The sequence below is a fragment of the Candidatus Finniella inopinata genome, from assembly GCF_004210305.1.
Classification (GTDB): Bacteria; Pseudomonadota; Alphaproteobacteria; order Paracaedibacterales; family CAIULA01; genus Finniella; species Finniella inopinata_A.
The window spans coordinates 347,347-373,660 of record NZ_SCFB01000004.1 but is presented as its reverse complement, the minus strand read 5'-3'; the positions used below and the strand labels follow the sequence as shown (position 1 = coordinate 373,660).

Here is a 26,314-nt window from a genome sequence, read left to right as displayed (position 1 = left end):
AACTGAAACCGCCGTATGCGACATCGCACGTACGGTGGTGTGAGAGGACGGGGTCGTGAGGCCCCTCCTACTCGATTTAAGCATTTTTCGTAGTAGCGCCTTCACTAATGCGACGGTCAGCATATTCAACCACGATAATCGCGCCATCAACCAGCATACCGACGGAAAATATCAAACTGAACAGAACGACGACATTGACCGTATATCCCAGCAAAGAAATAGCCATAATGCCAATAAGGAATGACCCCGGAACCGCCAGCCCTATCAGTAAAGCTGAACGCCATCCCAACGAGAAGATGATAACGGCCATCACCAACAAAATGGCCAAAATAATGCTGTTTTGCAGTTCATTCAACATGTCGCGAATATGATCGGACTCATCCTGGGCATAGCTAACTTGAATATGCTGGGGCCAGTTCTTTTGAAGGTTGCTGATAACTTTTTTAACCTTTTCCACTGTTTCAATAAGGTTTTCCCCTGTGCGCTTGCTGATTTCTAAAGCTACGGTTGACGCACTGCGCCCCAATGCCACCCGGTCATGGGCAATGCTGGTGGGGTCTTTGAAAGATCGACGAACTTCGGCAACATCTTTTAGGCGAATGATGGCACGCTCATTATTCAATAAGGGGAAGTTTTGAATGTCGTTGATGTCTTCTAACAGGCCAGGAACTTTTATGCTGAACTTACCCGATTTCTTTTCTAAGTTCCCGGCTGGAACAATTTGGTTGTTCTGGTTAAATTTTTGCACAATCTGTTCGAAAACCAGATTGTATTTTTCCTGCCGTATTGGGTCGACCAGAATCTCTATGGCGTCCTCACGATCACCGACAATTTCTGCCTTTAAGACGCTGCTAACGTTGCTTTCAATCTCATCCTTTAAATCACGGGCTAAATGATAAAGGGCGCGAAGCGGCACATCGCCTGAAAGCTTTACGACCAGAACTGGTAAAAGACTCAGGTTGATCTCGTGAATTTGTGGTTCCTTGGCATCCTTTGGCAAATCTGGTTTGGCCAAATCAATTTTTTCACGTACATCACTTAGGGCCTTATCGGAATTAAACCCTGCGTGAAATTCTAAAACAATCGAAGCGCCCCCTTCAAAGGCGGTTGCTTGCATTTGTTTAACACCTTCCAATGATCTCAACTGTTGCTCAATGGGTTTCAGCAAAAGACGGGCTGAGTCTTGTGGGGAAATACCCTCGTAGCTCACCGACACATAAAGCATGGGGATTTTTACGTCAGGCGTTGATTCCTTGGGAATGTTGATATACGCCACCAATCCCCAAACAATAAAAAGCCCTAAGATTAACAAAACTGTTCGGGTTCGTGAAAAGGCAGCAAGCAGGAGGGCGGTCATGATAGGGCTTTGCTATGTATGGGTTCGACCACATGATTGTTCTTAACAAACTCGGCGCCCGTTGAGATGACCACTGCAGTATCGGGCAGACCTTTAACGTAAATTTTTTCAGCCGTGGCTTGCAAAAGTTCAACGGGTCTAAACACAGCCTTGTTGTCTGCGTCAACGATCATCAAGCCCACAACCCCTTGATCATCTAAAATCAAGACGGATGCGTTTAAGATATGAACGGTTTGGGCATCTTTTTCCAAACTTACCTTGGCAGTTAAACCCTCTGGCAGCAGAAGATTCTTATTATCCATGGTCAGCTCGACCAAATAGGTGTGGGTTTTTGGGTCGGCCACCTTTGAAATGTAAGTCACTTTGGCTTCAAGCTGCGCTTTGAAAGTATCTATGCAAACCTTAGCTGTCTGACCGATCTTAATGCTGGCAATATCATTTTCAGATACGTATACATTCAAGGTCAAAATAGAAAGGTCAGCGATCGTTGCTAATTTATCGCCAACACTAACGTAATCACCCACCTCCACAATGCGATCTTGATAATACCCTTGGATGGGTGAACTGACGGTAAGCTGTTCATGTTCGTATTGAGCATGGGCCAATTCGGCATTGGCGGCCTCTAAATTAGCCTTGGCTTGTAGGAAACTATTCTCTGCTACAAAATTTTTTGTTTTAAGTTTAGTAGCCGAATTGTATTCAGCCAGTCGATGATTAACGGCTGCTTGAGCCTGGGCAAGGCGTGCCACCCGATCATTGTCAACGATTTTTAATAATGCTTGACCCTTGTTAACTTCCTTCCCCTTATCCACAAGAATTTCCGTGACTTTTCCTGCAATTTCAGCACGCAGTGTTGTGAGGGCGTTGGCTTTAGTTTCTGCAGATAGGTTCAAAAGCGGCTTGGTTATTTGGGCAGTCGAGGAGATTACTTCAACGCGTGGTATTTTGATGACGGGGACGTCTTCTTTGGTTTTAAAAAAAACTTTGCTGATCAACAGAAAAGTTACTAACAAAAGAGCCCCTCCGCTGATAAGCGTGCGAAGGGGAATAGTTTTTAAAGTTTGTAAGATTTTCAAACAGGTATGAAAGGAATGTAATATTCTTTCCTTAGGTCTCATCAGCATTTTCATTTGCGGGGTTAAAACCTTCTGTTAACGGTTTGTCGGCCTTGATATTGTCGATAATTTTACCGAAATCCTTTGCATCTGTTGGAGGTACAATAACAAAACCCCCGTTTCCTTGAACAGCAAAAACTGTCGGAACACCAGTAATTTTTAAGTCTTTGGCCAAATTGTTGTTTTCGGCAAGCTTATTGTGGGTCTCATTACTATTTAATTCTTTTTCGAATTTCTTTGCATCCAGGCCGGTATCTTTTACCAAAGCTGCGAGTTTAGCCTTGTCAAGTTTGGTGTATTTTTCAACAAGCTTTTTAATAAATGTACTAAACTTTTGTGGGGAAAGTTTGGCTGCCGTGATGATCGCTTTACTAACAATTTCCGAATTCTCTCCTAAAATAGCAATTGGAATAAAATAGAAAGTCACATCTTTGCGCTGATCCATGGTATTTAAGGCTAGCTTTTCAAAGGTTTGACAGTGGGGACATAAAGGGTCGATAAACGCAATTAATTTCACCTGTGCTTCGTGGATATTTAAGGGAATCGCCGCACTTAGCAATCTTTTGCTTTCGCTTGTAGCGGACTTTTCTAGGTCTTTTCGGCCTTTGTCTTGTTGAGCTTGCATCCCGTCATTCACAGCACTGATAAATTGCTCTGATTTTTCGCGGATGGTTTCCAATAATATTTGTTGGATTTCTGCTATTTGATCGGTGTTAAAAGAATACTTTTTCGACGACTGTGTCGCCGGGCATTGAGAAATGCCCGATGTCGGATGTTTCTTTTTGGTAATAACTAGAAATATAACTACTAATATCGATACGATGACAAGTGCCATGATAATTGGCATTTTACTTTTTTGAGAAGATTGACTCATGCGCTATAAACCATTAAAAATAAACTAAATTTTAGTTTAATGCATGATAATCAGAAAACAAGATATTTCTTACTATTCCACAGGGGCCTATGCAAATAACCGTTCATCACTATCCAAGCGTTGCCAGTACAAATACGACAGCTAAAGATTATTTAGTCCTGGGGGCCGAAGAGGGAACGGTGATCATTGCTGATGAACAAACGGCGGGCAGGGGGCAATTCGGTCGTGTTTGGCAATCCTTAAATGGAAATTTACATTGTTCTTTAATTTTAAAACCGCCGGTGAGGTTAGAGCCTTTTTACCCAGAATTAGCCATGGTAGCGGCGGGGGCATTACAGAAAGCTTTGCAGGAAATCATTCCCGATTTGCCTGTTACGCTGAAGGCGCCAAACGATCTGTTGATCGATGGAAAAAAGGTTGCTGGGATTTTGATTGAGGTTGAATCGGGTGCCCTGATCATAGGTATTGGGCTGAATATTAAAAAGGCCCCTGAAGGTTTGGACCAGCTGACGACCCGGCTAAATGATTACACGGAAAAATCTTTTAGTGTGGAGGACGTTTTCCCGGTTGTTCTGCGGTGTGTTTGGCATCAGTATCAAAATTGGTTAAGCCTTAAAAATACCTAATTCAATTGAAACTATAAAAACATAGAAAGGTTTGTGAAACCAATTCTAGTTTATAAAACTAATTTCTGTTGAGGCAGTTTCACATAGTGCCTGTCATATGAAACCATATAAACACGAAAAAGTTTGTGAAACTAATTTTAGTTTATGAAACTAATTCCTGTTAGAATGGTTTTAAATGGAGTCTGTCATATGAAACCATAAAAACATAGAAAGGTTTATTAAACCAATTCTAGTTTATGAAACCAATTCCTATTAGGATGGTTTCATATGAAAAAGAATGGAAAAGACCATGGATTGGAAAGCGTTTGGGTTTCAAGATGACCCTTTACAGACATCCCCCGTCAGAAAATTAACGTTGGACCTTTTTACTGGGCATAACGAAGAGCTTAACTTATGCCAGCGGGTATTGAATGGACATAACGTTCGCCTTGTTATTGAAGGTGCGCGCGGTGTTGGAACCACATCCTTTTCCAATTATTTACGTTTCAATGCTGAAACTCAAAAAAAATATTTTACACCCCAAACTGAGATTAAAGTTGAACAGGGCTGGCGCTTGGAAACATTGCTTGCCGCTATCATCAGTAATTTTATCAGAGAGATTGAGTTGCTTGGTCAAAATGAAGCTATTCTATTGGACAATCGTTTTAAGAATGCAAAAGCCCTTTCAGCGCGTATCTCTGAGACCTACCGTTCTTTTGGTGTAGATGCCTTCGGGTTTGGAGGAAGCTATTCAACACATCCAGGTGCCGTTACACAACCGGTTATTGTTCCGTCATCAACGCTTGGCCATCACCTGGAAGATCTGATTCAGCTGGTTCAATCATTTGGATACACACATGGGGCTCTTTTCCAGCTTAATAATTTAGATATTGGTGAAATTCACAGTGAGCACGAGATGAAGTATATGCTTAACGCGTTGCGCGACTATACGCAAATTAAGGGGAGTAATTGGATTTTCGTTGGAGATAGAGGACTTCGGAAATTTATGGCCCAACACGTGGATCGGCTTGATGATATTATTTCCTATGAAGTTAGCTTGAACCCCATTGCCGTGGCCGATTTACCAGAGATAATTAACAGACGGGTTAACTTTTTTAGGGAATCCCCCAAAGTTGAACTGCCTATAGAGGAAGACGTCTTCACCTATCTCTACCATATTACGCAAGGACGTCTTCGCTATGTCTTTGGTTTGGTATCGCGCCTTTTAAATCGCCTTCATGTGGGGGCTTTAACGGACAGGATTACACTTGATTTGGCAAAACCAATGCTTGTTGTTCTTGGACGCGATCGGGTAAGACGTGCAGATATTACCCCAAATGAAGAATACATTTTAAGCCATTTAGTCGCTAATTCTGCGTATTCCGGCGAATTCGAACGGCAATTCTGGTTTTATCCGAATGGCCGTTCCGGTTTAATTCGAACGGTGAATCCGGTTTTATCCGAACGCGGATTCTGGTTTAATTCGAATACGAATCAAAGAGAAGCGAACTCTCCGATTTTATCTCATTTTTTCACCCCTTCATTGTTTGTGATTTCCGTTGTGTCATGCAAAGGACCCTCGATGTTTTTTTGTTTGGTGTTTTCCTGATCCTTTTCTTTACTCCTCACTTTTCTCATAGATTCCCCTTTAATTTCAAGCCTATAAGAATTATGAACCAACCTATCGAGGATAGCATCCGCTAACGTCTCATTTCCTATGGTTTCGTGCCAGAGTTTGACAGGAATCTGACTGGTGACAATCGTAGAGCGTTTATCATGTCGGTCATCCAAAACCTCCAATAAGTCACGGCGTTGCTCATCTGTCAGAATAGACAATCCAAAATCATCTAAAATTAAAACCTCCGTTTTAGCAAGTTCACTCATTCTTTTTCCATAACGCCCATCCCCCTTTCCAATCTGCAATTCGCTAAGCAAGCGACAGAGGCGGCAGTAATGAACTTTATAACCTTGAAGGCAAGCCTTGTGGGCCAGAGCACAAGCGAAGAATGTTTTCCCCGTGCCACGCGGCCCAACAATCAAAATATTATGATGAGAAGCAACCCATTGGCATTGAGAAAGTGTGGCCAACAAAGATTTGTCTAGGTTACGCTGACATGAATGGTCAATATCTTCAAGGCAGGCCGTCTGCTGTAGTTTGGCACTGCGCAAGCGTGCCTGTAATTGCCTGTTTTCCCGGGCGATGACTTCTGTATCAACCAACAAGCCAAGACGTTCTTCAAAGCTCAGCTGCGTTATGGTTGGTTGCTCCAGCTGTTCTTTAAAGGCTTTTGCCATAGAATGAAGACGAAGTTTTTGAAGGTTGTAAACAATTGGATTCAGTAACATGAAAGGGTCTCCTTTTTTAGATTATTTAAAGTATTTTTGGCCACGAATATATTCGTGAGAATCAGAGAGGCTATTGACTTCTGAGGACGAGGATAAAGACTGTTGATCCATCTTGTTCTTCAAAATAGATTCAACATTTTTGTAACTGTGGCCTCCTATCTCTAAAGCCCTTTTACAAGCCAGCTCTAAACGGTCTTCACCGTAACTCTTGCCGAGCCTTAAAATCCCAAGACACGTGCGAAACCCCTGTTGAGGATGGGCGCGTGAAGCCATGATGACTTCTATCAATTTTGCCGTTGCTTCCCCCGTTTTCTTGGCCCAAGAAACAATTCGTTCGGGTGTCCATTCCACCTGTGCTTGATGAGCTTTTGGCATGTGCAGAGTATTTGTCGTATATCCGTTGGCACCATAACTTCTGACATGGGTCGCGACACATTTATTCTGACAAAAAATTTCAACAATCGTCGGTCCATAGCGAACATAGAGAGATTCCTTTGCCAAGGCATAGGGAACACTGTAAAAATGCTTGTCTAACTCAATATGGTAGTTGAAGCCGGCTTTAACTTTTTTCCACTCGGCGTACTCATACCGAGTTGTTGGAAGGGATTTTAATGCCTGTTTCTCAAGGTCTTGAAAGTGGCTTAAACGGGATCCTGGCAGTTTTTGGAAAGGACGTCGGTTTAAGACATCCAAAAGTGGCTGAATAGCTTGGTTTAACTCGCTCAAGCTAAAAAAGGTACGGTTACGAAGCTTGGCCAGAATTTGTCTCTCGACTTGTTGGACTGCATTCTCAACTTTAGCTTTATCCTTCGGACTTCTTGACCTTGTTGGAATAATTGCGACGCCGTAATAAGAGGCCATATCTTGATAGGTTGGGTTGATATCAGGTTCGTAAAGATGCGCCTTATGGACCCCACTCTTTAAATTGTCTGGCACAACAATCTCTGGACAGCCACCATAATATTCAAACGCATTCACGTGAGACTTGATCCAGTCTGCAAGCGTTTGGGTCCATGTGGCCTCCACGTAGGTAAAACTGGACGCACCAAGCGCAGCTACAAAAATCTGTGCTTCACCGACTTCCCCTGTCGACGTATCCGTTACAACGGACATCGTTTGACCGGCATAATCCACAAAAAGTCTCTCTCCTGCTTTGTGGGTCTGGTGCATCCAGACATCAAGTGTTGAATTACGCCATCCTCGGTAAACGTCGCAGAACTGGCTGTAGCTAATCCCTTGGGGGTACTTTTCTTTATACTCACTCCATAATAATTGTAACGTAACATGCTTGCACTTGAGTTCTTTATGAATATAAATGCAATCAATCTCTCCCCGTTGTTCTTTATTGATTTTTTGAGCAGGCGGATACAGCTTGATCTCCAACTCTTCGTCGCCTAGATTGTCGGGCACAGGCCAGCTTAAGTTAACTGCTTTTGCCCTCTTGACGCCTTCAACCGCCGTACTCGCGCTAATGCCAATGCTCTTGGCTATCTCCTGGTAACTACATCCACAGCTGTACCGTAAACGTAAGATTTCTCTGATCTTTCTCATTGATATGTGACTCCGTGACATGGGCTGTTCCTTTCATGTTTTGTTGAACAAAAAAAGGATACAGCGTTCATAAAACGCGTTTTATAACCAAAGGTCTCCTTGATACAGGAGGTCAAAGGCCATCGCTTCGTCTTGGAATCGTTATTCGATTTAAACCAGAATCACTGTTTGATTTGAACCGGAATCACTGTTCGATTTGAGCCGGAATCACTGTTCGATTTGAACCGGAATTGCCGTTCGGATTAGACCAGAATCACCATTCGAATTGAGCCGGAATTGCCGTTCGGTTTAGACCGGAATCACTATTCGATTTTCGCCGGAATACGCACTAATTCTTCTATGACCGCATCACAGATGGCAAAGGAAATGGGGAAAAGTTCTCAATATGTGGGTCGTGTTATGACAAGTTTAGTAGAAAAGAAGCTTATTTCTATTCAACGAGATGGCCGTGATAAATTCTACGAGCCGGCAATTGACGCAATCATTGCCTATGCTAACCCTAATCAACTCTAAGATTTTGGGGTAGAGGGGGTGAAAATAGATCGGACCAAAACCCCCACCGCTGCTGCTACAGGTATGGCCAGCAAAATGCCCACAAACCCAAACCATAGACCACCCGCCAGCAGGGCGAACAAAATCCAAATCGGGTGCAGACCAACCCGGTCACCAATAAGGTAAGGGGTCAAAAAATTGCTTTCTATCAGATGAATGGTTGCATAAATTCCACCAACCATAAGGATAGATGACCAGTCTTGGAACTGTTCAAAGGCAACAGCTAAACTGGCCAAAAGTCCGACCAACATACCGACATAGGGAATAAAAGCCAGGCAACCTGTCAGCATCCCGATAAAAATAGCTTGCCTGAGTCCAACCAACGATAACCCTATGGAATATAAGACCATCAAAATAGCACATAAAATGACTTGCCCATGCCCATAGGAGGCGAGTGTCTTGTGAATTTTTACAACAACCGTTCGAGCAGACTCAGCGCTGGATTCAGGCAACAGTTGGTTAAGGGATGCAATAAAACGAGGCCAGTCTTTTAAAAAGTAAAACATGACCAAAGGGCTCAAAAGGATGAATGTTACAATGTTCGCAAAGGCTGTCCCATTGCCGATAATATTAACGGCAAAATGAATAACCCATTGGGCCAGAAAGCTGATGGATTGATTCAGTTCCAGATTAAGGCTTCTTAGGTCTAGATCCCCAATTTTGGCAGAATTCAATGAATGGAAAACCCGTTCCAGAATCTCATAAGCTCGGCTGGCTAGGCTTGGTAAATTTTTGCTTAGAATAATGAGTTCCTTTTGTAGGAAAGGGACAGCTACCATTCCCAGAACAATCAAGACGACAAGTAACGTAACAATGATCAACAGGGCGGCGACTACTCTTGGAATCTTATAATTTTCGAGCTTTTGGACTAAACCGCTAAAAATGTACGCCCCTATAAAGCCAGCGATGAAGGGTGATAGAATACTGCTGATGCTGCTAAGGAATACGGTAAAGGCGTAGCCCACTAATACTGTCACAACAAGGATGCGCCAAAAATTAGGGCTTTCTAAGGCTGCAGCAAAAGACTTTGGCATAGGCTAATCCAGAAAAAGTTGTTGCTGTAAGAGTAGCGTAAAACAGAACGGCTAAAAAGCTTTTTGCTAAGGCCGGTGGAGCAACCAAGATTTCCAAGCCTAATAAGAACAAACAAAGGAAAATTTGAAGGAAGGTGCTTACCTTTCCAATAACCAGGGGTTTAAGATTGATAGGCAGGTGATAAAGCCAGACTAAGCCCGATCCTGCTAAAAGTAATACATCGCGGCCAATAATCGCAACGGACAGCCACACAGGCATTCGGTGAGACACCATTAAGGCAATAGTTACGGTGATGATTAAAAACTTATCTGCCAGTGGATCAAATAATTGTCCAAGAATGGATTCTTGATTGTAATAACGTGCTGTGAAGCCATCCAACCAATCGGTTAGGCCAGCGATGAAAAAAATCCAAAAGGCAAGGTAAGGATGGGAATTATAGATTCCGTAAACAACAACAGGTGCCGCAACGACGCGGACACCCGTTATCAAGTTTGGTAAGTTTAAATTAACCAACAATTTCAAGTTGACTGAAAAAGAAAGCAATTTCAATTTGTGCATTTTCAGCAGAATCAGAACCGTGCACTGAGTTTGCTTCTATGGATTCAGCGAAATCGCGACGGATTGTGCCTTCAGCTGCATTAGCAGGATTGGTGGCACCCATGACTTCACGATAGTGGGCCACTGCATTTTCACCTTCTAGAACCTGAACAACAACTGGTCCAGCGCACATGAAATCGCACAGGTCATTAAAGAAAGCGCGTTCGGCATGAACGGCATAAAACAGTTGTGCTTGCACTTTCGATAGATGAAGACGTTTTTGAGCCACAATACGCAGGCCGGATTCTTCAATTTTTGCATTGACCTTTCCTGTTAAATGGCGACGGGTCACATCTGGTTTTAGGATGGATAATGTTCTTTGAAGAGTCACGACTTTACTATTCCTTGTTAAAATATGATTGACTTGATTATGCGGATTTAAGGTAAGCGAAAACGGTAAAAAAAACAAGTTTTACAGATTCGCTGACCGGTGGTGGCGTGGATTGTTTCGTTAAAGTCTATTTTTTCCCGTAATCAAAAGGGACTAACCGCAGCTCCATCCATAACGAGAAGGGCTTATGTGATAGTGACGTACCTCTCCAGTCAAAAACTGAAGATCTATAGTCATTGTGGAGCCATGAAAACTATCGCCACGTTTCACTATGCTGCTTTCAATTTGTGAAATATCAGCTGCAGCAGGTTGATAGGATATTAGGTGAATTTGATAGGCCTGTGGCTTACTAAGCACAAGTTTTACAATATCTGTGTCATCTGTAAGCGAAAACAAATCCTCAGCTGGTGTTTTTACAGGAATGTATTGTGTCTTATCCTTTGAGGAATCTTCTGTGAGCTTTGGTGTCGCTGATGCAGGTGAAAATGCAGGTTTCAGTAGGGAAGTTAAACCCTCTTTTTTCTTCTCGGCGTCTTTTTCTTCACCCTGAGAAGCCATGCTTCCGGTTGATAAGAATGATACTGCTAACGTTACTATCAGATAAAAATGGCTGACCTGCGATTTACGCATACGCTGCTCCTTGCGATTAAAAAAGTGAATGCATTAAATTATGTAAACAATTCTTAGTATTTGACAAGGTTTATTTTAAAATAATACAAAATATTGGAAAAATTTTTTGATGATTGTGGATATTTAAGTATAAAACGCAAGATGGCCATGCGTATTTTGCATTAATTAGTCAGCAGGAAAGCCGAAGGAGGCGGAAGGTTCGGTTTTCAATCGTTGGATAAATTCGATAAAGTCGCTCACATCAGTGAAATCATGATAAACGCTGGCAAACCGAACGTAGGCTACAGAATCAAGGTGGAATAAAGCCTGCATTGCCATTTCGCCAATCAGTTTGGTGGAAACCTCTTGATCGCCCGATGTTTCAAGTTGTCTGACAAGGCTAGAAATTAACTTTTCAACTCGTTCTGGGTCAAGATTGCGTTTGTGAACAGCACTTGTGATGGACTGGGCCAATTTATCCCGATCAAAAGGAACACGAATTCCATTTTTTTTGGCAACCACCAGGTCACGCAACTGAATGCGTTCAAACGTGGTAAAGCGCGACCCACATTCCCCACAAAAGCGCCGCCGGCGGATGCACGCCTGATCATCGGTGGTGCGGGAATCTTTGACCGATGTATCGTTATGACTGCAAAAGGGACAGCGCATTATTAGAAATCCTGATAAATGGGAAACCGTTGGCAAAGGTCAAAGACCTGTTGTTTCGCCTTTTCTATCGCAACGGATGTGTTATTTTGGCGAAGGGCTTCTAAGACATCGCTGATCAAATGGCCCACTTGGATGCATTCGGCTTGCTTAAAACCCCGGGTGGTAATCGCCGGCGTGCCTAAACGAATGCCTGATGTTGTGCTGGGGGGCAGGGGGTCAAAAGGAATGCCGTTTTTATTGCAGGTAATATTCGCGTGTTCCAAGGCTTCGCAGGCATCTTTGCCGTTCACGCCATAATTTCTAAGGTCAACCAACATAAGGTGCGTATCGGTCCCCCCGGTCACAAGACTCAATCCACGTTCGACAAGGGTTTGACCCAAGCTTTGGGCGTTATCAATAATCTGCTTGGCATAGGCTTGAAAGCTGGGTTGTAGGGCTTCCCCGAAAGCCACTGCCTTGGCCGCAATCACATGCATCAAAGGTCCACCCTGCAGACCTGGGAATACTGCTGAATTAATTTTCTTACCCAAAGCCACATCGTTGCTAAGGATAATGCCACCCCGGGGGCCGCGAAGGGTTTTGTGGGTGGTGGAGGTGACAACGTGGGCATAAGGTAATGGGCTTGGCAAAGCGCCACCTGCAACCAAACCGGAAAAGTGGGCCATATCCACCAATAAATACGCACCCACCGAATCAGCAATGGCGCGAAAGCGGGCAAAGTCGATTTGACGGGGGTAAGCCGAACCGCCCGCAATGATCAGGCGAGGTTTATGGGTTTGGGCCAGGTTTTCAATGGCATCATAATCAAGCGTATGGGTCTCGGGGGAAACCTCGTAACTAACGGCCTGGAACCATTTCCCAGACAGGTTAACGCTGGCCCCATGGCTTAAATGGCCGCCGGCACTAAGCGACATTCCCATAATGGTATCGCCGGGGTTCAGCAAAGCCAGCATGACGGCCTGGTTCGCTTGTGCGCCCGAATGGGGCTGGACATTCGCAAATTGGCAATTAAAAAGTTTGGTGACCCGTTCGATGGCCAGCCTTTCAACCACGTCTACATGTTCGCACCCGCCATAATAACGATGACCTGGGTATCCTTCGGCATATTTGTTGGTAAGGATTGACCCTTGGGCCTCTAACACAGCCGCTGAGACAATATTTTCAGAGGCTATCAGCTCAATTTGATTCTGCTGCCGCCTCAATTCATCTTGGATGGCATTGAAAATATCTGGATCAGTTTTTGATAAGGTGGTGGGAACCATGCTGCAGACTCCAACTTGTGTGGGGGGAAGAATGTGGTGCCGCAAGAGGGAATCGAACCCTCGACCTCACCCTTACCAAGGGTGTGCTCTACCACTGAGCCACTGCGGCATAAAAATATTTTTCTTAAAAAAGTAGACTGATGATGTCACAGCTTTTTTTGTAAGGCAAGGGGAACTTAACACCTGTCATCACCAGAGGTAGTGACAAAAGCTGCTTTTTAGAATTCATAATTTCAAAAAATTTAACTATTTAGTAAGATTGTTTATTTTATTATTAATTATAGATTTTTGATAGATTTGAAAAAATAGGGGTTATTTATGCGTTCAGGTTATATTTCTTCGTTATTACTATTTTCAGCGATCTTTAGTTCGCAAGCTTCGACCCAAGAATTATGGAGTTTTGAGGATTCTGATGAAACTGTTATTTGCGTGATCAATGCAAATTCAGTGGGGACTTCACCCATAACCGTTGGCCTGGAGTATAGGGACGGAGGGTCCGAATCCCATACGATTTTTCCCATGAACAACTATGTTTTTGGTGGGGGAAAAACGCATGGGGCCCGGCTAGTGTCAACAACGCCTGCCGCGATCACAGCACCGTCTACAAAGCCCGCTTGGCTGACGGCTGGTGATTTGGGACACCTGGAAAATAACATCCTGATGTTGCGTAATGGTTATGGAGAGGTGTATCAACGAATTTTGGGTACGGGAGCAGCAGATCAGTTGATCCTGAAATATCAAAATGAACTCAATAAGTTTTTTCAGTCTGAGGGGAAAAATAAACCAGATGAACGTGCCGAAGTAGTAGGCCCTACTTTTACTTGGGATTCTGGCGTTATTGACAACGCCTATAGGTTTACCTGGGTGCTGTCCTATCAACTTCTTCAAAAAGGTGTCCCTTATATATTGGGGTATAAAGGGGGATTTACCATCATTGATCCGGACGGTAACACGGTACATGCCCTACCTGCTGAAACAAGTTTCCAACGTGTTGTGGGGCTTGGGTCGTTCCAGACAACGCCCGTCGTCAGTGGTTCTGTGGCATTGCGTCCTGCCGGTACAACTCCCGGTACCCGCGAAGGAGCTACAGTTGCCCTGAAATCAGTCAGCACCATTAACCAACCTTATGTCGAAGTTCTTATTCGGTGACGTAGGTATTCTTAGGGCGGCGGCGCAACCAATAGGCACCGATTACCACCAGGGGCAGTGATAAAAGCTGCCCTTGGGTTGTGGTGCATCCGGTCAGTGCATAGGTAATTTCAGGTTCACGTATATATTCAACCAAAAACCTGATCAGGCCATAGCCCACAAAAAAGAGCCCTGTGATGCGGCCGGGTCGGTCGCGTAAAATGGGAATTTTCCAAGCTTGATTCAATAATATCCATGACAACAATCCTTCACCAAAGGCTTAGTAAAGTTGACTGGGGTGACGGGGCAGGGGCCCCATCTTGCTTGACGTATGCCCAAAAACTCCCGTGTATTAAGAGGATCAAAAAACTGGTTCAAAAACTTTCATGGACGTTAAATTAAGAGCCTTCAAGCGCCGGCGCAAAAGGAATCATCGGCATCGGAATATGGCGTTTTTGTAATTCAGGAATCAACAGTCGATAGAATTCATTCAAGAAAATTTTATAAGGGTCGGGGGTGATTCTAACGGCCGCATGCACGGTCACATTCCAACTGTCCATATGACTGACGCCCAGTTTTTTTATGTCTCCTTTGATAAGGACCGAATATTGTTTATCGCCTTTAATGGTTTCATAGGCGGCCTGCAACGCGTCTTCTACCTGTTTCAAATCGGCTTGAAAAGAAACACAAAATTCGACGTTCGCCAGCGCATAATCACGCGAATGATTGATCACATAATTCACCTCTGAAAAGGGGATGGTTTGCAATTCCCCCGTGGGGTAGCGCAGATGAACACACCGAAGCGATATGGACTCTACCTCGCCCTTAAAGGCCCCAATTGTGACAACGTCACCAACAGCCATGTTACCTTCGAACAGCATCATGACACCGTTGATTAAATCTTTGACCAATGTTTGTGAACCAATACTGATGGCAAGTCCGATTACGCTGAAGCTGTAGATAATGGGCATGATATTGATGTTCAGTTCGCTTAAAATAAGCAATGCTGCCAGGATGATTAAGACCCAATGAACTGTTGATCGAATAATGGGTGCGGCGGTTTTAATAACGGCAACCGTGGTGCTTTGACTGTGCTTATCCTGATTTAACAGGGGGATTCTTTGTGTATAATACGTGATAAGTTGATTCACCAACCGTCGCAATATGACGTATATGATAAGGATCACCAGAATTTTCAAAGCGGCTTTCAGGGCAAATATGATGTTATCACGCTTAACCCAGTGATAGGCGGATTCCCACCAATCTTCAGGGGCTTCTGCTTTAGGCGAAGAGGCGATAGTTCCCTTTCTTTTCAAACTGTCGATGGCTTTTTGGCGTTTTTCGGGGTTTTCAAGAATTTCCAACAGTTTTAAGGCTTCGGCGCTGGCGATCGCATTCGTGGCTTGGGCTTCAGTCTCCTGTTTTGTTTGGTGTCCGTTGTCCCTAACAGCACTGCCTATGATGATGTCTTGGGGTGAAAGGGCTGGCCCCTGAGCTGCCTTTTCTTCGGCATGAAGCAGGTTGATGTTCAGAAAGGCGAAAAGAAGGATAATACTGATTTTGAGTAATTTCATGTGATTTTCCAATCAATACAGGGCCTTGATCATTAGAGTGCCATGACGCGAGGGTTGTGGCAATCGCAATTGTTTAAGAGGACTTAATCGTCATCCTCTTCGTCTGAATCAGGTTTCCTTTTAGATTTGGATGGGGGTGGTTGAGGTGGGGCCGTCCCGTTCTTCAATTTAGGCGGCGTGAAGAGTTTTTTTGTTGGAATTGTAATGTCTGGGGGTGTTGTTGGTATCGACAGATTTCTTGAAACGGCAAGCGCTGCCGGCGCACTATTTGATGCGCTTAGACCACTTGAATTTCCTCCGCTGAGATTCTTTTTTGCACTCTCGGGCTGTTTTGCTGATCCAGACACACCCGACCTATTGGCCGTAATCCTGCTTAGATCCAGATTGACTTTCGCTGCTACTGCAGATTCCTTGTTCCACATATCAACCAAGCGTGCGGCTTCTTGAAAACGGGAATCTTGTTTGTAAATCTCTTGTGCGGGTAGTGGATCGTCCTTGCTCTTATCCACCCAAATCTTTAAATCCCTTTTTACGGTTTTAAACGAGATATCTGAAGTTTTGTATTTTTCCTCAGTTTCTAGCAGCGCCTTATACATATTCAGTAAACGTATTAAATCCGGTTTTGTGTTTTTCTTTTTTGTGTCTTCTTGAAATTTTAGTACTCTTTCTGTATAGCTTTCCAACTCTAAATCGTACTGTTTTTTTTGTTTTTCTAAGGCTTTGTATTCCACGCTATTGATGTTTTTAAGGGCATTTATGTCTTTGACTAAAGCTATGATTTTAGTTCCATTCTCTTTTTTGATTTGCTCAAGCTCTTGGTTCCTCAAGAATTTTTTTGTTCCTGTTACAGTGGGATTTTGTAACTCGGTCTTTGCAGCCTCTAGGATAGTCTGGCCATTCGTTTTCTCTCCTTCTAGTTTTGCTATTTTGGCCTCTCGTGTTTCGAATTCCGGAAGGGGCGGACCAGGGTCAACTGGTACTGTCAATTCTGATAAATATTTTGTTAAATGTGTTATTGAGCTCGCCTCACTGGTGAGGCTGCTCGCGTCAAGTCCAATATGTTCTGAAATCATTTTGCCTTTAAGTGCAGCCGATTCTTGTTTTAATTGTTCCAGCTGGGACTTGTTTGATTGGACTTCTGCTTCCAATTTTCTGAGTTTATCAAGTTTAGAAGGTATGTGTTCTAGGTACGGCTGAACATAACTAAGATCATCATCAGATGAAGAACTGGAAGGTGATGAACTATGTTGTTCAAGGTCAGCAACTTTGTTGGCGAGATTTCCACTTACTCTACGCGAAGATGGGGTGTTTTTAGGGGGGGGAGTAAGGAGAGTAGAGTGGGAAAGACTTATAGGAGGGGCGGTAGGAGTATCTAAAGAAGGCGCATCAGGCGCATCTGATGAAGGAGATGCCGTAGTTACGGCATTAGCACTGGGTGAAGGTGACAGGACAGTCGGCGTGCTGGAGGAGGAAGATGGCGGTGATGGAGTGCTAATTCGGTCATAATCAAGCGCCTCATCAGGTTTTAAAGGGACATCCATCACTTTTACAGCGCCGGGGTGTTTCACAAAGAAATTATATAGCCTGAAAAAACCAACTCGGTTTAGTTCACCTTTAACCAGTTCTTCTGAAAAGGGTATCCCTAATTTATATTTATCCAAATTCTGATGGGTTAGTTTTATCCGTTGGTCTTCTGAAAGTCCTTTATCTAAATGTGCAGCAATATAAATAATCAAAACCGATTTCAAATGATTTAGGGCACTGGGGTTCTTGAGTTTCCCCTCTCTATAAACTTTCAAAACATCTGTTGCGAATTGTTCTTCGGTGTATTTGGCAACCAAAGCCTCGCGAATCAGGACATGCACCATATTGGCTGCTTGTACAGGTGTCGCCGGCGTATCAGAGATTCCATTGCCGCTGCCACCCAGTAATTCATTGATTCGTTTATTAAGCCCTTCCAGGCCTGTGCTGGCCCGGTCAGTAACAATTTGGTTATGCAAAGTGATAACGCGCTGATAGTCAGGCTCCGCCGTTGCAAAAGTTGTTAGCGCCAAAACACTATAAAAACAAAATAGTGACGTCCCAAAGCCCATCATTCTGTCAGCCTAATTTACAAATACTCTCTTTAAATCTAATGTGAAAGGGCTTAAGAATTGGTTAAGGGGCTGTTGTTCACAGGAAAAATGAGGGGGAATTATTTGATGGATATCGTTTTTTACCAGTTAACCGCCACATCCATGGAAAAGACATTACCCAAATTGCTTGAGAAAGCTTACGATGCCGGCCAGCGGGCCGTTGTGCTGGTGGATTCAGAAGAACGGCTGGCGGTTCTTAATGCGTCGCTTTGGACCTATTCGACGCTGGCTTTTTTGCCCCATGGCTGTGAAAAAGATTCTGCCGGCAATGCTGATCGCCAACCCATTTGGCTAACGACCCGTTTTGAGAATCCCAACCAGGCCGATGTTTTGGTGATCACTTCTGGGGAAACTGTTACCCGCGATGATTTGGGTTTCCAGAAATGTTTGGATATATTCGATGGCAATAATCAGGACACTCTTGATCAAGCCCGTCTGCGCGCCCAATCTTACCAAGAAAAAGGGCACACGTGTACTTATTGGCGCCAAACCTTGCAAGGTCAGTGGGAAAATCTGCGGTTGTAAATTATAGATGCCCCCATCACCATTTTGCTATAAGATCAATTTTAGTGATCTAAGATTAAAACTTTACAGAGTTTAAAATATGACAATAGTGGTTAGCGGAAAAAATATAGAGGTTGGCGAAAGCCTGCGCGAGTTTATCAACCAAGAATTAAAGGCTGTCGTTGAACAGTATGTGGGCGACATCATAGAAGCGCATGTTATCATGTCAAAAGATAACCATGAGTTTGGTGCCGATATCACGGTGCACATTGGACACCATTTTGTGGTTCATTGTCATGGCCAAGACCAGGATCCGCATCGTGCTGTCACGAATGCTTTGCACAAATTGCAAACCCGCATTAAACGATATAAAAATCGCCTGCAAAATCGCAAGCGCCACCCCCGTGAAGAATTGCATGATGCCATGCCGGCCTTGCAGTATGTGGTGAATGCGACCGAGGAAGATACGGGCGGCGATGCCCCGTTGATTATTGCGGAAATGAACACGCAGACGCTTTCTTTGTCGGTGGGCGAGGCTGTGATGCGCATGGATTTGTCCGAAGTGCCCGTCTTGCTGTTTCGAAATGCCGCGACCGGCCAGTTTAATGTGGTTTACAAACGCCCCGATGGCAACGTGGGTTGGATCGACCCGTCTTTGAAAAACTAAGTTTACTTCTTTCAGATAGGGCGGTTCAGGTATTTCTGAGCCGCCCTTTTTTTGTTTCTGATGATTCGGTCCTTTTATGCGTGATCAAGTGGTACAGGTAATGAGGGTGTTACTGTGCCTGATGCGTCCACTGTTATCTGATTCGGGACTGTCGTACCCTTGTTGATGAATGCTTTGAGAACATTCCCCTGATATTGTGTGGTTTTCCAAAGTTGCCAGTTGTAGGTGCCAGCTGGCAAAAGGGCCGAGCCTGTCCAAGTCGGAGGAGTTCCGCCTGCCCAGCTTAAGGGCGCCGTATAAAGGGTATCTGTTGTGCTAAAGACATTCGGCGATGTCCTTGGGGTGCCAACCTGAACCAAAAGCCCTTCTCCGGTTTTCGTAATATAATCCTGTCTAGGGGTCTTATCCTTAGCATCCGTCGTAAAGGTGACGGTTGTGTTTGTGGGTGCAGGAGTCGCTTGCGTTAGGATCAGAGAGTTAGACCACCCAGAACCAGCTTCGCTAAGTTGCAGGCCATACTTCGCCAGTTTGGTATTCAGGGGACTTAAACTGGTGCTTAATATATTGTTAATATACCCTGTCGCCACAGTGTAAGAACCACCAACTGGAAAAGCTGATGCCACAAGTCCATCATTTCAATGTTTGATGGCAGCGTTAACTGGCCAGTCATATTCAAGACGCCACAGGGTGGAGTGGTGCCGGTAGGGTTAATACCGATAAGCCAGGTGGATTGCGTGCCTGTTTGAGGAACAAAGTTTACACTGGTTGCATAAATCGTTCCATATCCTCCCAAGGTTCCCCCAGTTACAGCTCCTGTTGTCGAGCCCACGTTGATGGCTCCTCGGTTAACAGCACTTCCCCATTGCGCGCTTGGATTACTGCTATCACCAATAATCAAACCACCCGCATTGACGGTTGTACCACCCAACCAATTGGCATTAACTGTGTTCAACGTCAACGTCCCTGTCTTTCCTACGGCTGCGTTTACGGTGAACATAGATCCGCCACCTTGACAAGCAATGTCGTTGTCTCCCCCAACGCTAGCAGCTGTGGCTGCAGTAGACGTTGAGTATTGAGGATTCAACGTCACCGCCTTCGTCACGTTATAGGTAAAGTTTCCAGTCGTGTACACAGCTCCCCCCGATGTTGTCGCAGTGTTATTGGCAAACTGGGTGTCTGTCAGACCTACCGCTGGAGCATAAATGGCCCCCCCTCTGTTAACTGAGCTGTTCCCTTTAAAAGTCGCAGGTTCTGAAATTTCCACTTGTCCAAGAGAATAAATGGCCCCTCCATTAGCGCTACCCATGACACTGTTTTCTGTAAAGGTCACTGGGCTTGAAATTTGCACCGCACCAGAAGAAGAAATCGCAGCCCCGCCTTTGCCACCATTTGAAGAAGTGTTTCCCGTAAAGGCCATAGGTTTTGTTCCAGTAATTGTCACCTGGCCGGCAGAAATAGCCCCTGCATAGGCAGTACTAACAGAAGAACTGTTCCCTGTAAAAGTAACCTGATTCGTGGGATTAATCGTCAAAGCATTAGCACAACTAATGACACTTCCAGGAAAGTTAGAATCAGTGCTAGAAAACCCACTAAAGGTCAGGTTGGACGGCTTCAGCAGCAAGGCGTTGGAACCGGAAGTGGTCAAAAGGGAACCGGTGAAACCAGTTGCCGGGATGATCGTGGTTCCCCCTGCGGCGCCCGTGATAGAAACACCACCAGTGAAGCTGCTTAAATTAGTGCTGGTTGCCTCGACTGTATCCGCCGCTGTCGTGAAGGTGAGGGATGGCGTGGTACTGGCAGTAGTCGTAAGAGCGCCATGAAGGCTTGTATGATTAGTACCATCACTGCCTGCCGTCAAAATGGTGGGAACAGCTGGAATGGGGGGAACAGCAGTGAGCGTTAGGCTAAGAGTATAAGGTCCAGATCCTGTTTGGCTTAAGCTCAGGCTAGACGATGGATTATGCTGCAAAATATTCACCGCGCTTAAACTTCCGATCAAGGTACCATAGGTAGCCATAGTATAGTTTGTGCCCGGGGTAAGTGTAACTTGCGTTGCGTCAATAATAGTTCTGGGATCAAGACTGAGTGCCCCAGTCACATTCAACCGTGCCACTGTGGGATGGGCAGAATCAAAACCCACCTGCCACGTACTGCCCGCACCAAACGTCACAGCACTTGCATGAATCTGCCCATATCCTCCCAGGGTGCCGCCGTTCACGGTGATGGTGCCTGGGGTTCCCTGTGAAGGCGACGCACTGGGATTAGGTCCCCACTGCGCACTTGTATGGCTGCTATCCCCAATAATCAAACTACCCGCATTGACTGTCGTATTCCCCAACCAATTGACGTTAACGGTATTCAATGTTAACGTCCCTGTGCCAGCTTTGATGAACATTGCAGCACTTATAGCAGCAGCGATGTCGTTATCTCCGCCTACGTTAGCAGCCGTGGCCAAAGCAGGCGTTGAGTATTGAGGATTCAACGTGACAGGATTCGTCACGTTATAGGAAAGATATGTAGCAAAATCTGGATTTGCCATAAATACAGCCCCACCCCATCTCCTCGCAGTGTTATTGGTAAAGGCCGTTGGCCCAGAAATATCTACGTCGCTGCGGCTCCAAATGGCTCCTCCATCTCCTGCACTGTTGTTCGAAAAGGTTACCAGACGTGTGCCGGAAAGTGTTAGGCCATTGCAAGAAATGGCCCCTCCAGCATCGGCACTGTTGCTCGTAAGGGTTACCAGGTTTGTGTTAGTAAAACTTACAACTCCCTGAGTACCATAAACTCCTCCAACGAGGGAGTTGTTTCCCGAAAAAATCACATTGGAGGTAGTATCACCACTAATGGAAGAATGATTCAGGTTCACACCAACTCCACCAACGATTGCACCTAGGGTCGAGTTATTAGAAAAATTGCTAAAGGTGACGTTAGAGGGATAAATATCAAGAGTACCAGAGAGTCTTAAAAGGGTAAAGTTTCCAGCCCCGGTCTGTCGTGGTATCGTATGTCCCCCACCATTAATAGTCAACGAGGTGATGGTGGATGGCAGAGTATTCTCCGTAGTTTCCGCAGTATCATCCCCTGTAAGCGTAAGGACGGGAGTTGTGGTGAGTGGGACGCCAGCAGTACCACCAGTAGCAGCCGCATTAAGGGCCGCGTTAATCGTTGCATAAGGACTGGAGCCTAATGGATTAGAAGGTGCCCCAGAATCACTTAACATCGCCACATTCCCATACGCACAGGACATAGCCGACAGGCTGACGCCTAATAAAAATAAACTGGACCTCATTGTAATTCTCCATAGTAAATAAATCTTTTTTATTATTATTATGGATAATATTGGTTAATATATTGTTAATTATGGGGTTTTTGATAATAAAAATACATGGATTGCCACGTCGCCTAGGGCTCCTCGCAATGAAGAGGGAGACAGGAGGCAGGTTCCAGATAAAATCATTGCTTGGATTCTTGGCCCAACCTTGCTACGATCTCAAAAAAAATTCTAAAATTTAAAACACAATGTACAATATTTTATTACCCATACTTTTCCTTTCCATGGGGTTCCTATCAGCCCCCGTGTTTTCTATGGTTGGCCCCGAACAACTGGTTGGCGATGCGCCTGCCAGCTCTGGTGGTGAGGCGACACCCTGGTGGGCCGAGGATCAATCCCAGGTGGAAAAACTGGACGAGCCGGATCCCTTGGAACCCTTGAACCGGGTTGTTTTTAATTTCAACCGCGTTGCGGATGGCGTTCTTATCAGGCCGATTGCCATTCTTTATGATGACATTGTGCATGATGTTGCCAAGACGGGCGTTAGCAATTTTATGGAGAATTTATTTTCGCCTGTGACGTTGGGGAATAACATTTTACAAGGGGAGGGGGAGCGGGCGTTTCACACCATTTTCCGTTTTGTGATCAATTCGACGATCGGTCTTTTGGGGCTGATGGATGTGGCGAGAGAGATGGGGCTTCCTGGGCACCCGGCCACCTTAAATCAAACGTTCGCTAAATGGGGCGTCGAGACGGGGCCTTATTTGGTGCTGGCGCTGTTAGGACCGTCTTCCTTCCGCGGGACCTATGGCATGGTTGGCGACTGGTTTATGAATCCGTTAAGTTATGCCGTCAAAAATACCCATCGTCGTCATAATCGACATCATCAGCAACGGTGGTTGTTGTATGAATTGTATGGGCTGGATATTACCAATCGTCGTGCGAAATTGATTACGGCCTTGGATGATATTGAGAAAAATTCCCTGGACCCTTATGCCTCGATGCGCAGTGTTTATTTCCAAAAGCAAAAGGAATTGGAAAAGAACGTGCGGGCTGCAGAGCCTAGGGAAACAGATCGTGAGTATCGCCGCCACCAAAAGGAATTGAACCAGAAAGAGTTTGTGGGAGGCTAATCCTCAGCAGTATTTTTGCCAATCGACTTTATATCGTTTAAGAATATCTTCCATATGGGCTGGGGGTGGGGCCGTGAAGGTTAAGAACCGGCGGGTATCTGCATCAGGAATGCTTAGCTGGCGGGCGTGCAAGCACATATCCTCCTTCACCTTAGAGCCGTACTTGGCATCGCCCCAAATGGGGTGACCTCGGTAGGCACAATGAACACGCAGCTGGTGCGTGCGACCGGTTTGAGGCGACAGCTCAAGCCAAGAGCCTTCTCTCTCAAATGCCTTAATCAGGCGGTAATCGGTTAGGGCGGGTTTGCCGTGCTTGGCATCAACGACAACTTTTTCAAATCCCTGGCCGACTTCCTTGTAAATTTTGGCATCTATGGAACCAGAGGGGGGATTGGGGATGCCGTCGACAAAACCCCAATAGACTTTTTTGACGGTATGATCTTGAAACGCCTGCGCCAATTCAACGGCTTTTTGTAACGTTTTTGCGACCACAAAGACGCCACTGGTATCTTTATCCAATCGGTGTACCAGGCGGAAAGGGTGGCCCTTACCGTAATATTGCAGTAAACCATCCAGGTGATAAGGGGTTCCCGTTCCACCCTGCACCGCAAGGCCGGCGGGTTTATTCAAAACGCACAGCTCGTCATCTTCCCAGATAATCAGTGATTGCAAAAAATCCAGGTCATCAGGGCTGTAACGGTGGGGTCTGAACACATCAATATTTTGACGTTCAGGAATGGCCAGGGCCGCTAAATCAAAACCCTTAGCAATGGATATGTCATCTTGATCCGTCACACGGGTGCTGGCGGTGGCCTTCTGCCCGTTGACCAGTATCTTTTTTTGACGAAGAAGTTTTTCGATTTGCGCCTGGCTTAGGTTCAAACTTTGATAAGGTTCGTTGCGTCTTAACCAGCGATCAAGACGGTGAGAAAGGGGATTTTCCTGATTCATAAATTAATCGTTACGCAGTTGTTTGGTTAAACGCTCAATTTCCTTGGCAACGGTCAATTCCACCAAGCGGGGCAAATGCTGATCAAGCCACTGCTTGACCATGGGGCGGGCCAACTCACCAATCAGCTGATCAAGGGTTGGACTGGTCGGTTCTGATTTGGGTGCGGACTGAACGTGATGTGCAGCCTCAGCCAGTTTGGCAAAAGATTGAATCGTTGCGGCCTGAGCCTGGGGTGATAACAACCCTTCTTGAAATTCTGGTTGAATTTCCGTCTTTAAAACAGCCTCTTGGGGGGCCGGTCTGACCATATGTGCTTCGGTTAAGCGAATCACATTTTCTGGAGCAGGGGCGGATCTGAGGGGTGGATCAATAGGGTCAGGATTCTGAATCGATAAAGAATCAGCGAAAGCTTGGGTCGTTTGCTCCTTTTCAACTTTTATAGGAGCGGGAGCAGGAGATGGGTCAAACTTGGGCGCTGAAAAGGAAGACACCTCTTGGGGTTGCGGTTGGCTGTCATCGCCCACGTAGCGGCGAATCGACGCTAAAATCTCCTCAATCGACATTTCTCCGTCATCGTCTCGTCTCAAGTTTGCCATCCTTATTCCTCGTCAAATATTAAAAAGACCCTCTTATTTCCTGATAATGGGATTGAGGATCAAAATAATCAACTTCTAATTTCAAATTTTTAGCAGTTAGGCGACCAATAACCGACAATAAACGATAGCTTTCCAGACAGTAACTCTTTGAAGCGTCGACTAAAGCCAGTTGAGCTTGCAATAGGTCTCGTTGGGCATTTAAGACGTCCAAAAGAACTTTACTTCCCACGTTCATTTCTTGAGTTGTACCATCAAGGCTAACTTGTGAGGCCTCTACCTGCTTTTGGTAGTTATCTATGTTATTTTTGGCTGCCTGATAGTTTTCCCAGACTTGTCTAACCTGTTCCTTAATTTTTAGCCGTGCTGTGTCAATGGCAATACGCTTTTGTGAGGCGTCTTCCAGGGCCTTTCTTCTTTGAGAGCGAATAGTTCCTCCCTCGTATAAAGGCACTGACGCCTGAACGGCCACTTGATTGTTCGTATAGTAATCTTTGCTTTTAGCTGAATCAGTCCCATAAACATTTTGACCAGTTCTGGATTCATTGCGGGTGCTGGAGGCAACAAAATCAACAGTTGGCAAGAGACCGCCGGTAATTCTTTCAGCCTCCGCCTGGGCGGCTAAATGCTCAAATTGGGCAAAAATAATAGAGGGGCTCTCTGATTCGGCAATCTCGAAAGCCTCTTCCATGGTCTTGGGCAAGTGTTGAAAGGCCTTAGGTTTTGTAAGTTCTTGGGGCGTTTTAAGCCCTGTAATTCTTTCATAGGTTGCTTTGGCGCCTTCTAGTTCTGCTACAGTCTGTTGTAGTTTAGCGTCAGCGTCAGCAAAGCCCTTTTGCGCATTGGCTAGCTGGGTTCGTGTTTCTTCACCGACACGTAACTTCTCTTGGGCATCTTCAAGGTTTTTGCTTAAGGCTTGTTTGTTGGATTTGTATAAATCAACCTTAATAAATTTAGAAAGTAACTCTAAGTAAGCCTCGATAGCTTCCAGTAAAACCTTTTGCTCGGTTACTTGCAGGGAAGACCAAGCTGCACGAATTGCGTTCTCAGCACCCCTTGTTTGCGCCAGTGTTCCGCCGCCTTTATAAAGATTCTGCTTAAGTTGAACAGTGCCTGAACGTGTATTCCCCTCATAACTAGACGGGTAACTGCTAATGAAATCCTTATCCTTCAAATTGCCGGAGTTGACTTGTTTATTCAAAGCCATATTGGTGCTGAGCTCTATTGTTGGGCGCCAACCAGCCAGGGCTTGAACGATTTTCTCGTGTTCTGATTTGACGGTTTCTTGTTTTTCCTTAAATTCAGGATTTTGGTTATAGGTATTGACCAAAGCTTGTTGAAGGGTGGCGGACCATGCTGATGACAAACTTGTGGCCAGCAGAATGGTGGAAATCAAAGCGCGCATGAAGACTCCTTAAAAGTCAGTTCTAAAATCTGTCTAAAACGTTAAAAAT

General features: G+C 45.0%; 26 protein-coding genes and 1 tRNA gene. 7 read left to right on the top strand and 20 right to left on the bottom strand.

The features are described from left to right. Positions 1-76: 76 nt before the first annotated feature. Genes EQU50_RS03625 through EQU50_RS03615 form a run of 3 tightly spaced genes read right to left on the bottom strand, consistent with a single transcriptional unit; the run spans position 77 to position 3,346 of the window. On the bottom strand, positions 77-1,357 hold the full coding sequence (locus EQU50_RS03625; RefSeq protein ID WP_130153780.1) for an efflux RND transporter permease subunit: 1,281 nt from the start codon (positions 1,355-1,357) through the stop codon (positions 77-79). Next, positions 1,354-2,475, bottom strand: coding sequence for an efflux RND transporter periplasmic adaptor subunit (locus tag EQU50_RS03620; RefSeq protein WP_165380327.1), 1,122 nt, complete (start codon positions 2,473-2,475; stop codon positions 1,354-1,356). The genes EQU50_RS03625 and EQU50_RS03620 overlap by 4 nt, the downstream gene beginning before the upstream one ends. Beyond that, positions 2,465-3,346 (bottom strand): DsbA family protein, encoded by an 882-nt coding sequence (locus EQU50_RS03615; RefSeq protein ID WP_130153778.1) that lies wholly within the window; start codon positions 3,344-3,346, stop codon positions 2,465-2,467. The genes EQU50_RS03620 and EQU50_RS03615 overlap by 11 nt, the downstream gene beginning before the upstream one ends. Before the next feature lie 89 nt (positions 3,347-3,435). Here EQU50_RS03615 and EQU50_RS03610 point away from each other — a divergent pair, with 89 nt between their 5' ends. Together EQU50_RS03610 and EQU50_RS03605 are read left to right on the top strand one after the other, a co-directional pair. Beyond that, on the top strand, positions 3,436-3,972 hold the full coding sequence (locus EQU50_RS03610) for a biotin--[acetyl-CoA-carboxylase] ligase (protein ID WP_130153777.1): 537 nt from the start codon (positions 3,436-3,438) through the stop codon (positions 3,970-3,972). Between the two features lie 289 nt (positions 3,973-4,261). Further along, the gene (locus tag EQU50_RS03605) at positions 4,262-5,560 is read left to right on the top strand and encodes a hypothetical protein (protein ID WP_130153776.1); all 1,299 of its coding nucleotides are present in this window, start codon (positions 4,262-4,264) and stop codon (positions 5,558-5,560) included. On the opposite strand, the gene istB is transcribed toward EQU50_RS03605, so the two are convergent. Beyond that, positions 5,476-6,297 (bottom strand): IS21-like element helper ATPase IstB, encoded by an 822-nt coding sequence (gene istB / locus EQU50_RS03600; protein ID WP_130153775.1) that lies wholly within the window; start codon positions 6,295-6,297, stop codon positions 5,476-5,478. The genes EQU50_RS03605 and istB overlap by 85 nt on opposite strands. A gap of 21 nt (positions 6,298-6,318) precedes the next feature. Continuing rightward, positions 6,319-7,848, bottom strand: coding sequence for an IS21 family transposase (gene istA / locus EQU50_RS03595; protein WP_420886594.1), 1,530 nt, complete (start codon positions 7,846-7,848; stop codon positions 6,319-6,321). A 276-nt stretch (positions 7,849-8,124) separates the two neighbouring features. Here istA and EQU50_RS03590 point away from each other — a divergent pair, with 276 nt between their 5' ends. Beyond that, a complete protein-coding gene (locus EQU50_RS03590; protein ID WP_338140444.1) occupies positions 8,125-8,361 on the top strand; it encodes a MarR family transcriptional regulator in 237 nt (78 codons plus the stop codon). On the opposite strand, the gene EQU50_RS03585 is transcribed toward EQU50_RS03590, so the two are convergent. The 7 genes from EQU50_RS03585 to EQU50_RS03555 form a co-directional block, all read right to left on the bottom strand. Then, positions 8,358-9,434 carry an AI-2E family transporter gene (locus EQU50_RS03585; RefSeq protein ID WP_130153773.1) on the bottom strand — a complete coding sequence of 359 codons (1,077 nt, stop codon included), beginning with the start codon at positions 9,432-9,434 and terminating at the stop codon, positions 8,358-8,360. The genes EQU50_RS03590 and EQU50_RS03585 overlap by 4 nt on opposite strands. Further along, positions 9,397-9,978, bottom strand: a complete 582-nt coding sequence (locus EQU50_RS03580; protein WP_165380325.1) for a CDP-alcohol phosphatidyltransferase family protein — start codon at positions 9,976-9,978, stop codon at positions 9,397-9,399. The genes EQU50_RS03585 and EQU50_RS03580 overlap by 38 nt, the downstream gene beginning before the upstream one ends. Then, positions 9,941-10,363: a nucleoside-diphosphate kinase gene (ndk, locus tag EQU50_RS03575; protein WP_130153771.1), complete on the bottom strand. Its 423-nt coding sequence runs from the start codon at positions 10,361-10,363 to the stop codon at positions 9,941-9,943. The genes EQU50_RS03580 and ndk overlap by 38 nt, the downstream gene beginning before the upstream one ends. 153 nt (positions 10,364-10,516) lie before the next feature. After that, a complete protein-coding gene (locus EQU50_RS03570; RefSeq protein WP_130153770.1) occupies positions 10,517-10,993 on the bottom strand; it encodes a hypothetical protein in 477 nt (158 codons plus the stop codon). Between the two features lie 165 nt (positions 10,994-11,158). Then, complete coding sequence (gene nrdR, locus EQU50_RS03565; RefSeq protein ID WP_130153769.1) at positions 11,159-11,641, bottom strand: transcriptional regulator NrdR; 483 nt, start codon at positions 11,639-11,641, stop codon at positions 11,159-11,161. Between the two features lie 2 nt (positions 11,642-11,643). Further along, positions 11,644-12,903, bottom strand: a complete 1,260-nt coding sequence (gene glyA / locus EQU50_RS03560; RefSeq protein ID WP_130153768.1) for a serine hydroxymethyltransferase — start codon at positions 12,901-12,903, stop codon at positions 11,644-11,646. 34 nt (positions 12,904-12,937) lie between these two features. Next, positions 12,938-13,012, bottom strand: a tRNA-Thr gene (locus EQU50_RS03555). A gap of 209 nt (positions 13,013-13,221) precedes the next feature. Between EQU50_RS03555 and EQU50_RS03550 the strand changes: the two genes are divergently transcribed. After that, positions 13,222-14,052 carry a hypothetical protein gene (locus EQU50_RS03550; protein ID WP_130153767.1) on the top strand — a complete coding sequence of 277 codons (831 nt, stop codon included), beginning with the start codon at positions 13,222-13,224 and terminating at the stop codon, positions 14,050-14,052. Here EQU50_RS03550 and EQU50_RS03545 read toward each other — a convergent pair. The 3 genes from EQU50_RS03545 to EQU50_RS03535 form a co-directional block, all read right to left on the bottom strand. Beyond that, positions 14,042-14,293 (bottom strand): prolipoprotein diacylglyceryl transferase family protein, encoded by a 252-nt coding sequence (locus EQU50_RS03545; protein ID WP_165380324.1) that lies wholly within the window; start codon positions 14,291-14,293, stop codon positions 14,042-14,044. The genes EQU50_RS03550 and EQU50_RS03545 overlap by 11 nt on opposite strands. A gap of 136 nt (positions 14,294-14,429) precedes the next feature. Beyond that, entirely contained in the window at positions 14,430-15,605 is a 1,176-nt protein-coding gene (locus tag EQU50_RS03540; RefSeq protein ID WP_130153765.1) for a mechanosensitive ion channel family protein, read from the bottom strand. A gap of 83 nt (positions 15,606-15,688) precedes the next feature. Next, positions 15,689-17,701: a hypothetical protein gene (locus tag EQU50_RS03535; RefSeq protein WP_130153764.1), complete on the bottom strand. Its 2,013-nt coding sequence runs from the start codon at positions 17,699-17,701 to the stop codon at positions 15,689-15,691. Positions 17,702-17,806: 105 nt separating this feature from the next. Here EQU50_RS03535 and EQU50_RS03530 point away from each other — a divergent pair, with 105 nt between their 5' ends. Continuing rightward, positions 17,807-18,265, top strand: coding sequence for a DNA polymerase III subunit chi (locus EQU50_RS03530; RefSeq protein WP_130153763.1), 459 nt, complete (start codon positions 17,807-17,809; stop codon positions 18,263-18,265). Positions 18,266-18,344: 79 nt separating this feature from the next. Next, positions 18,345-18,911 carry a ribosome hibernation-promoting factor, HPF/YfiA family gene (gene hpf / locus EQU50_RS03525; RefSeq protein ID WP_130153762.1) on the top strand — a complete coding sequence of 189 codons (567 nt, stop codon included), beginning with the start codon at positions 18,345-18,347 and terminating at the stop codon, positions 18,909-18,911. Positions 18,912-18,985: 74 nt separating this feature from the next. Here hpf and EQU50_RS03520 read toward each other — a convergent pair whose 3' ends face one another. Both EQU50_RS03520 and EQU50_RS03515 read right to left on the bottom strand, forming a co-directional pair. Continuing rightward, positions 18,986-19,534 (bottom strand): hypothetical protein, encoded by a 549-nt coding sequence (locus EQU50_RS03520; protein ID WP_130153761.1) that lies wholly within the window; start codon positions 19,532-19,534, stop codon positions 18,986-18,988. Then, on the bottom strand, positions 19,468-22,200 hold the full coding sequence (locus EQU50_RS03515) for a beta strand repeat-containing protein (RefSeq protein ID WP_130153760.1): 2,733 nt from the start codon (positions 22,198-22,200) through the stop codon (positions 19,468-19,470). Before EQU50_RS03515 ends, EQU50_RS03520 begins: the two co-directional genes overlap by 67 nt. A gap of 230 nt (positions 22,201-22,430) precedes the next feature. On the opposite strand from EQU50_RS03515, the gene EQU50_RS03510 reads away from it, so the two are divergent. Further along, positions 22,431-23,315, top strand: a complete 885-nt coding sequence (locus EQU50_RS03510; RefSeq protein WP_130153759.1) for an MlaA family lipoprotein — start codon at positions 22,431-22,433, stop codon at positions 23,313-23,315. A 3-nt stretch (positions 23,316-23,318) separates the two neighbouring features. Here EQU50_RS03510 and EQU50_RS03505 read toward each other — a convergent pair whose 3' ends face one another. Genes EQU50_RS03505 through EQU50_RS03495 form a run of 3 tightly spaced genes read right to left on the bottom strand, consistent with a single transcriptional unit; the run spans position 23,319 to position 26,265 of the window. After that, the gene (locus EQU50_RS03505) at positions 23,319-24,266 is read right to left on the bottom strand and encodes an RluA family pseudouridine synthase (RefSeq protein WP_130153758.1); all 948 of its coding nucleotides are present in this window, start codon (positions 24,264-24,266) and stop codon (positions 23,319-23,321) included. A gap of 3 nt (positions 24,267-24,269) precedes the next feature. Next, positions 24,270-24,863: a DUF2497 domain-containing protein gene (locus EQU50_RS03500; RefSeq protein WP_130153757.1), complete on the bottom strand. Its 594-nt coding sequence runs from the start codon at positions 24,861-24,863 to the stop codon at positions 24,270-24,272. Positions 24,864-24,882: 19 nt separating this feature from the next. After that, positions 24,883-26,265: a TolC family outer membrane protein gene (locus tag EQU50_RS03495; protein ID WP_130153756.1), complete on the bottom strand. Its 1,383-nt coding sequence runs from the start codon at positions 26,263-26,265 to the stop codon at positions 24,883-24,885. Positions 26,266-26,314 lie beyond the last annotated feature (49 nt).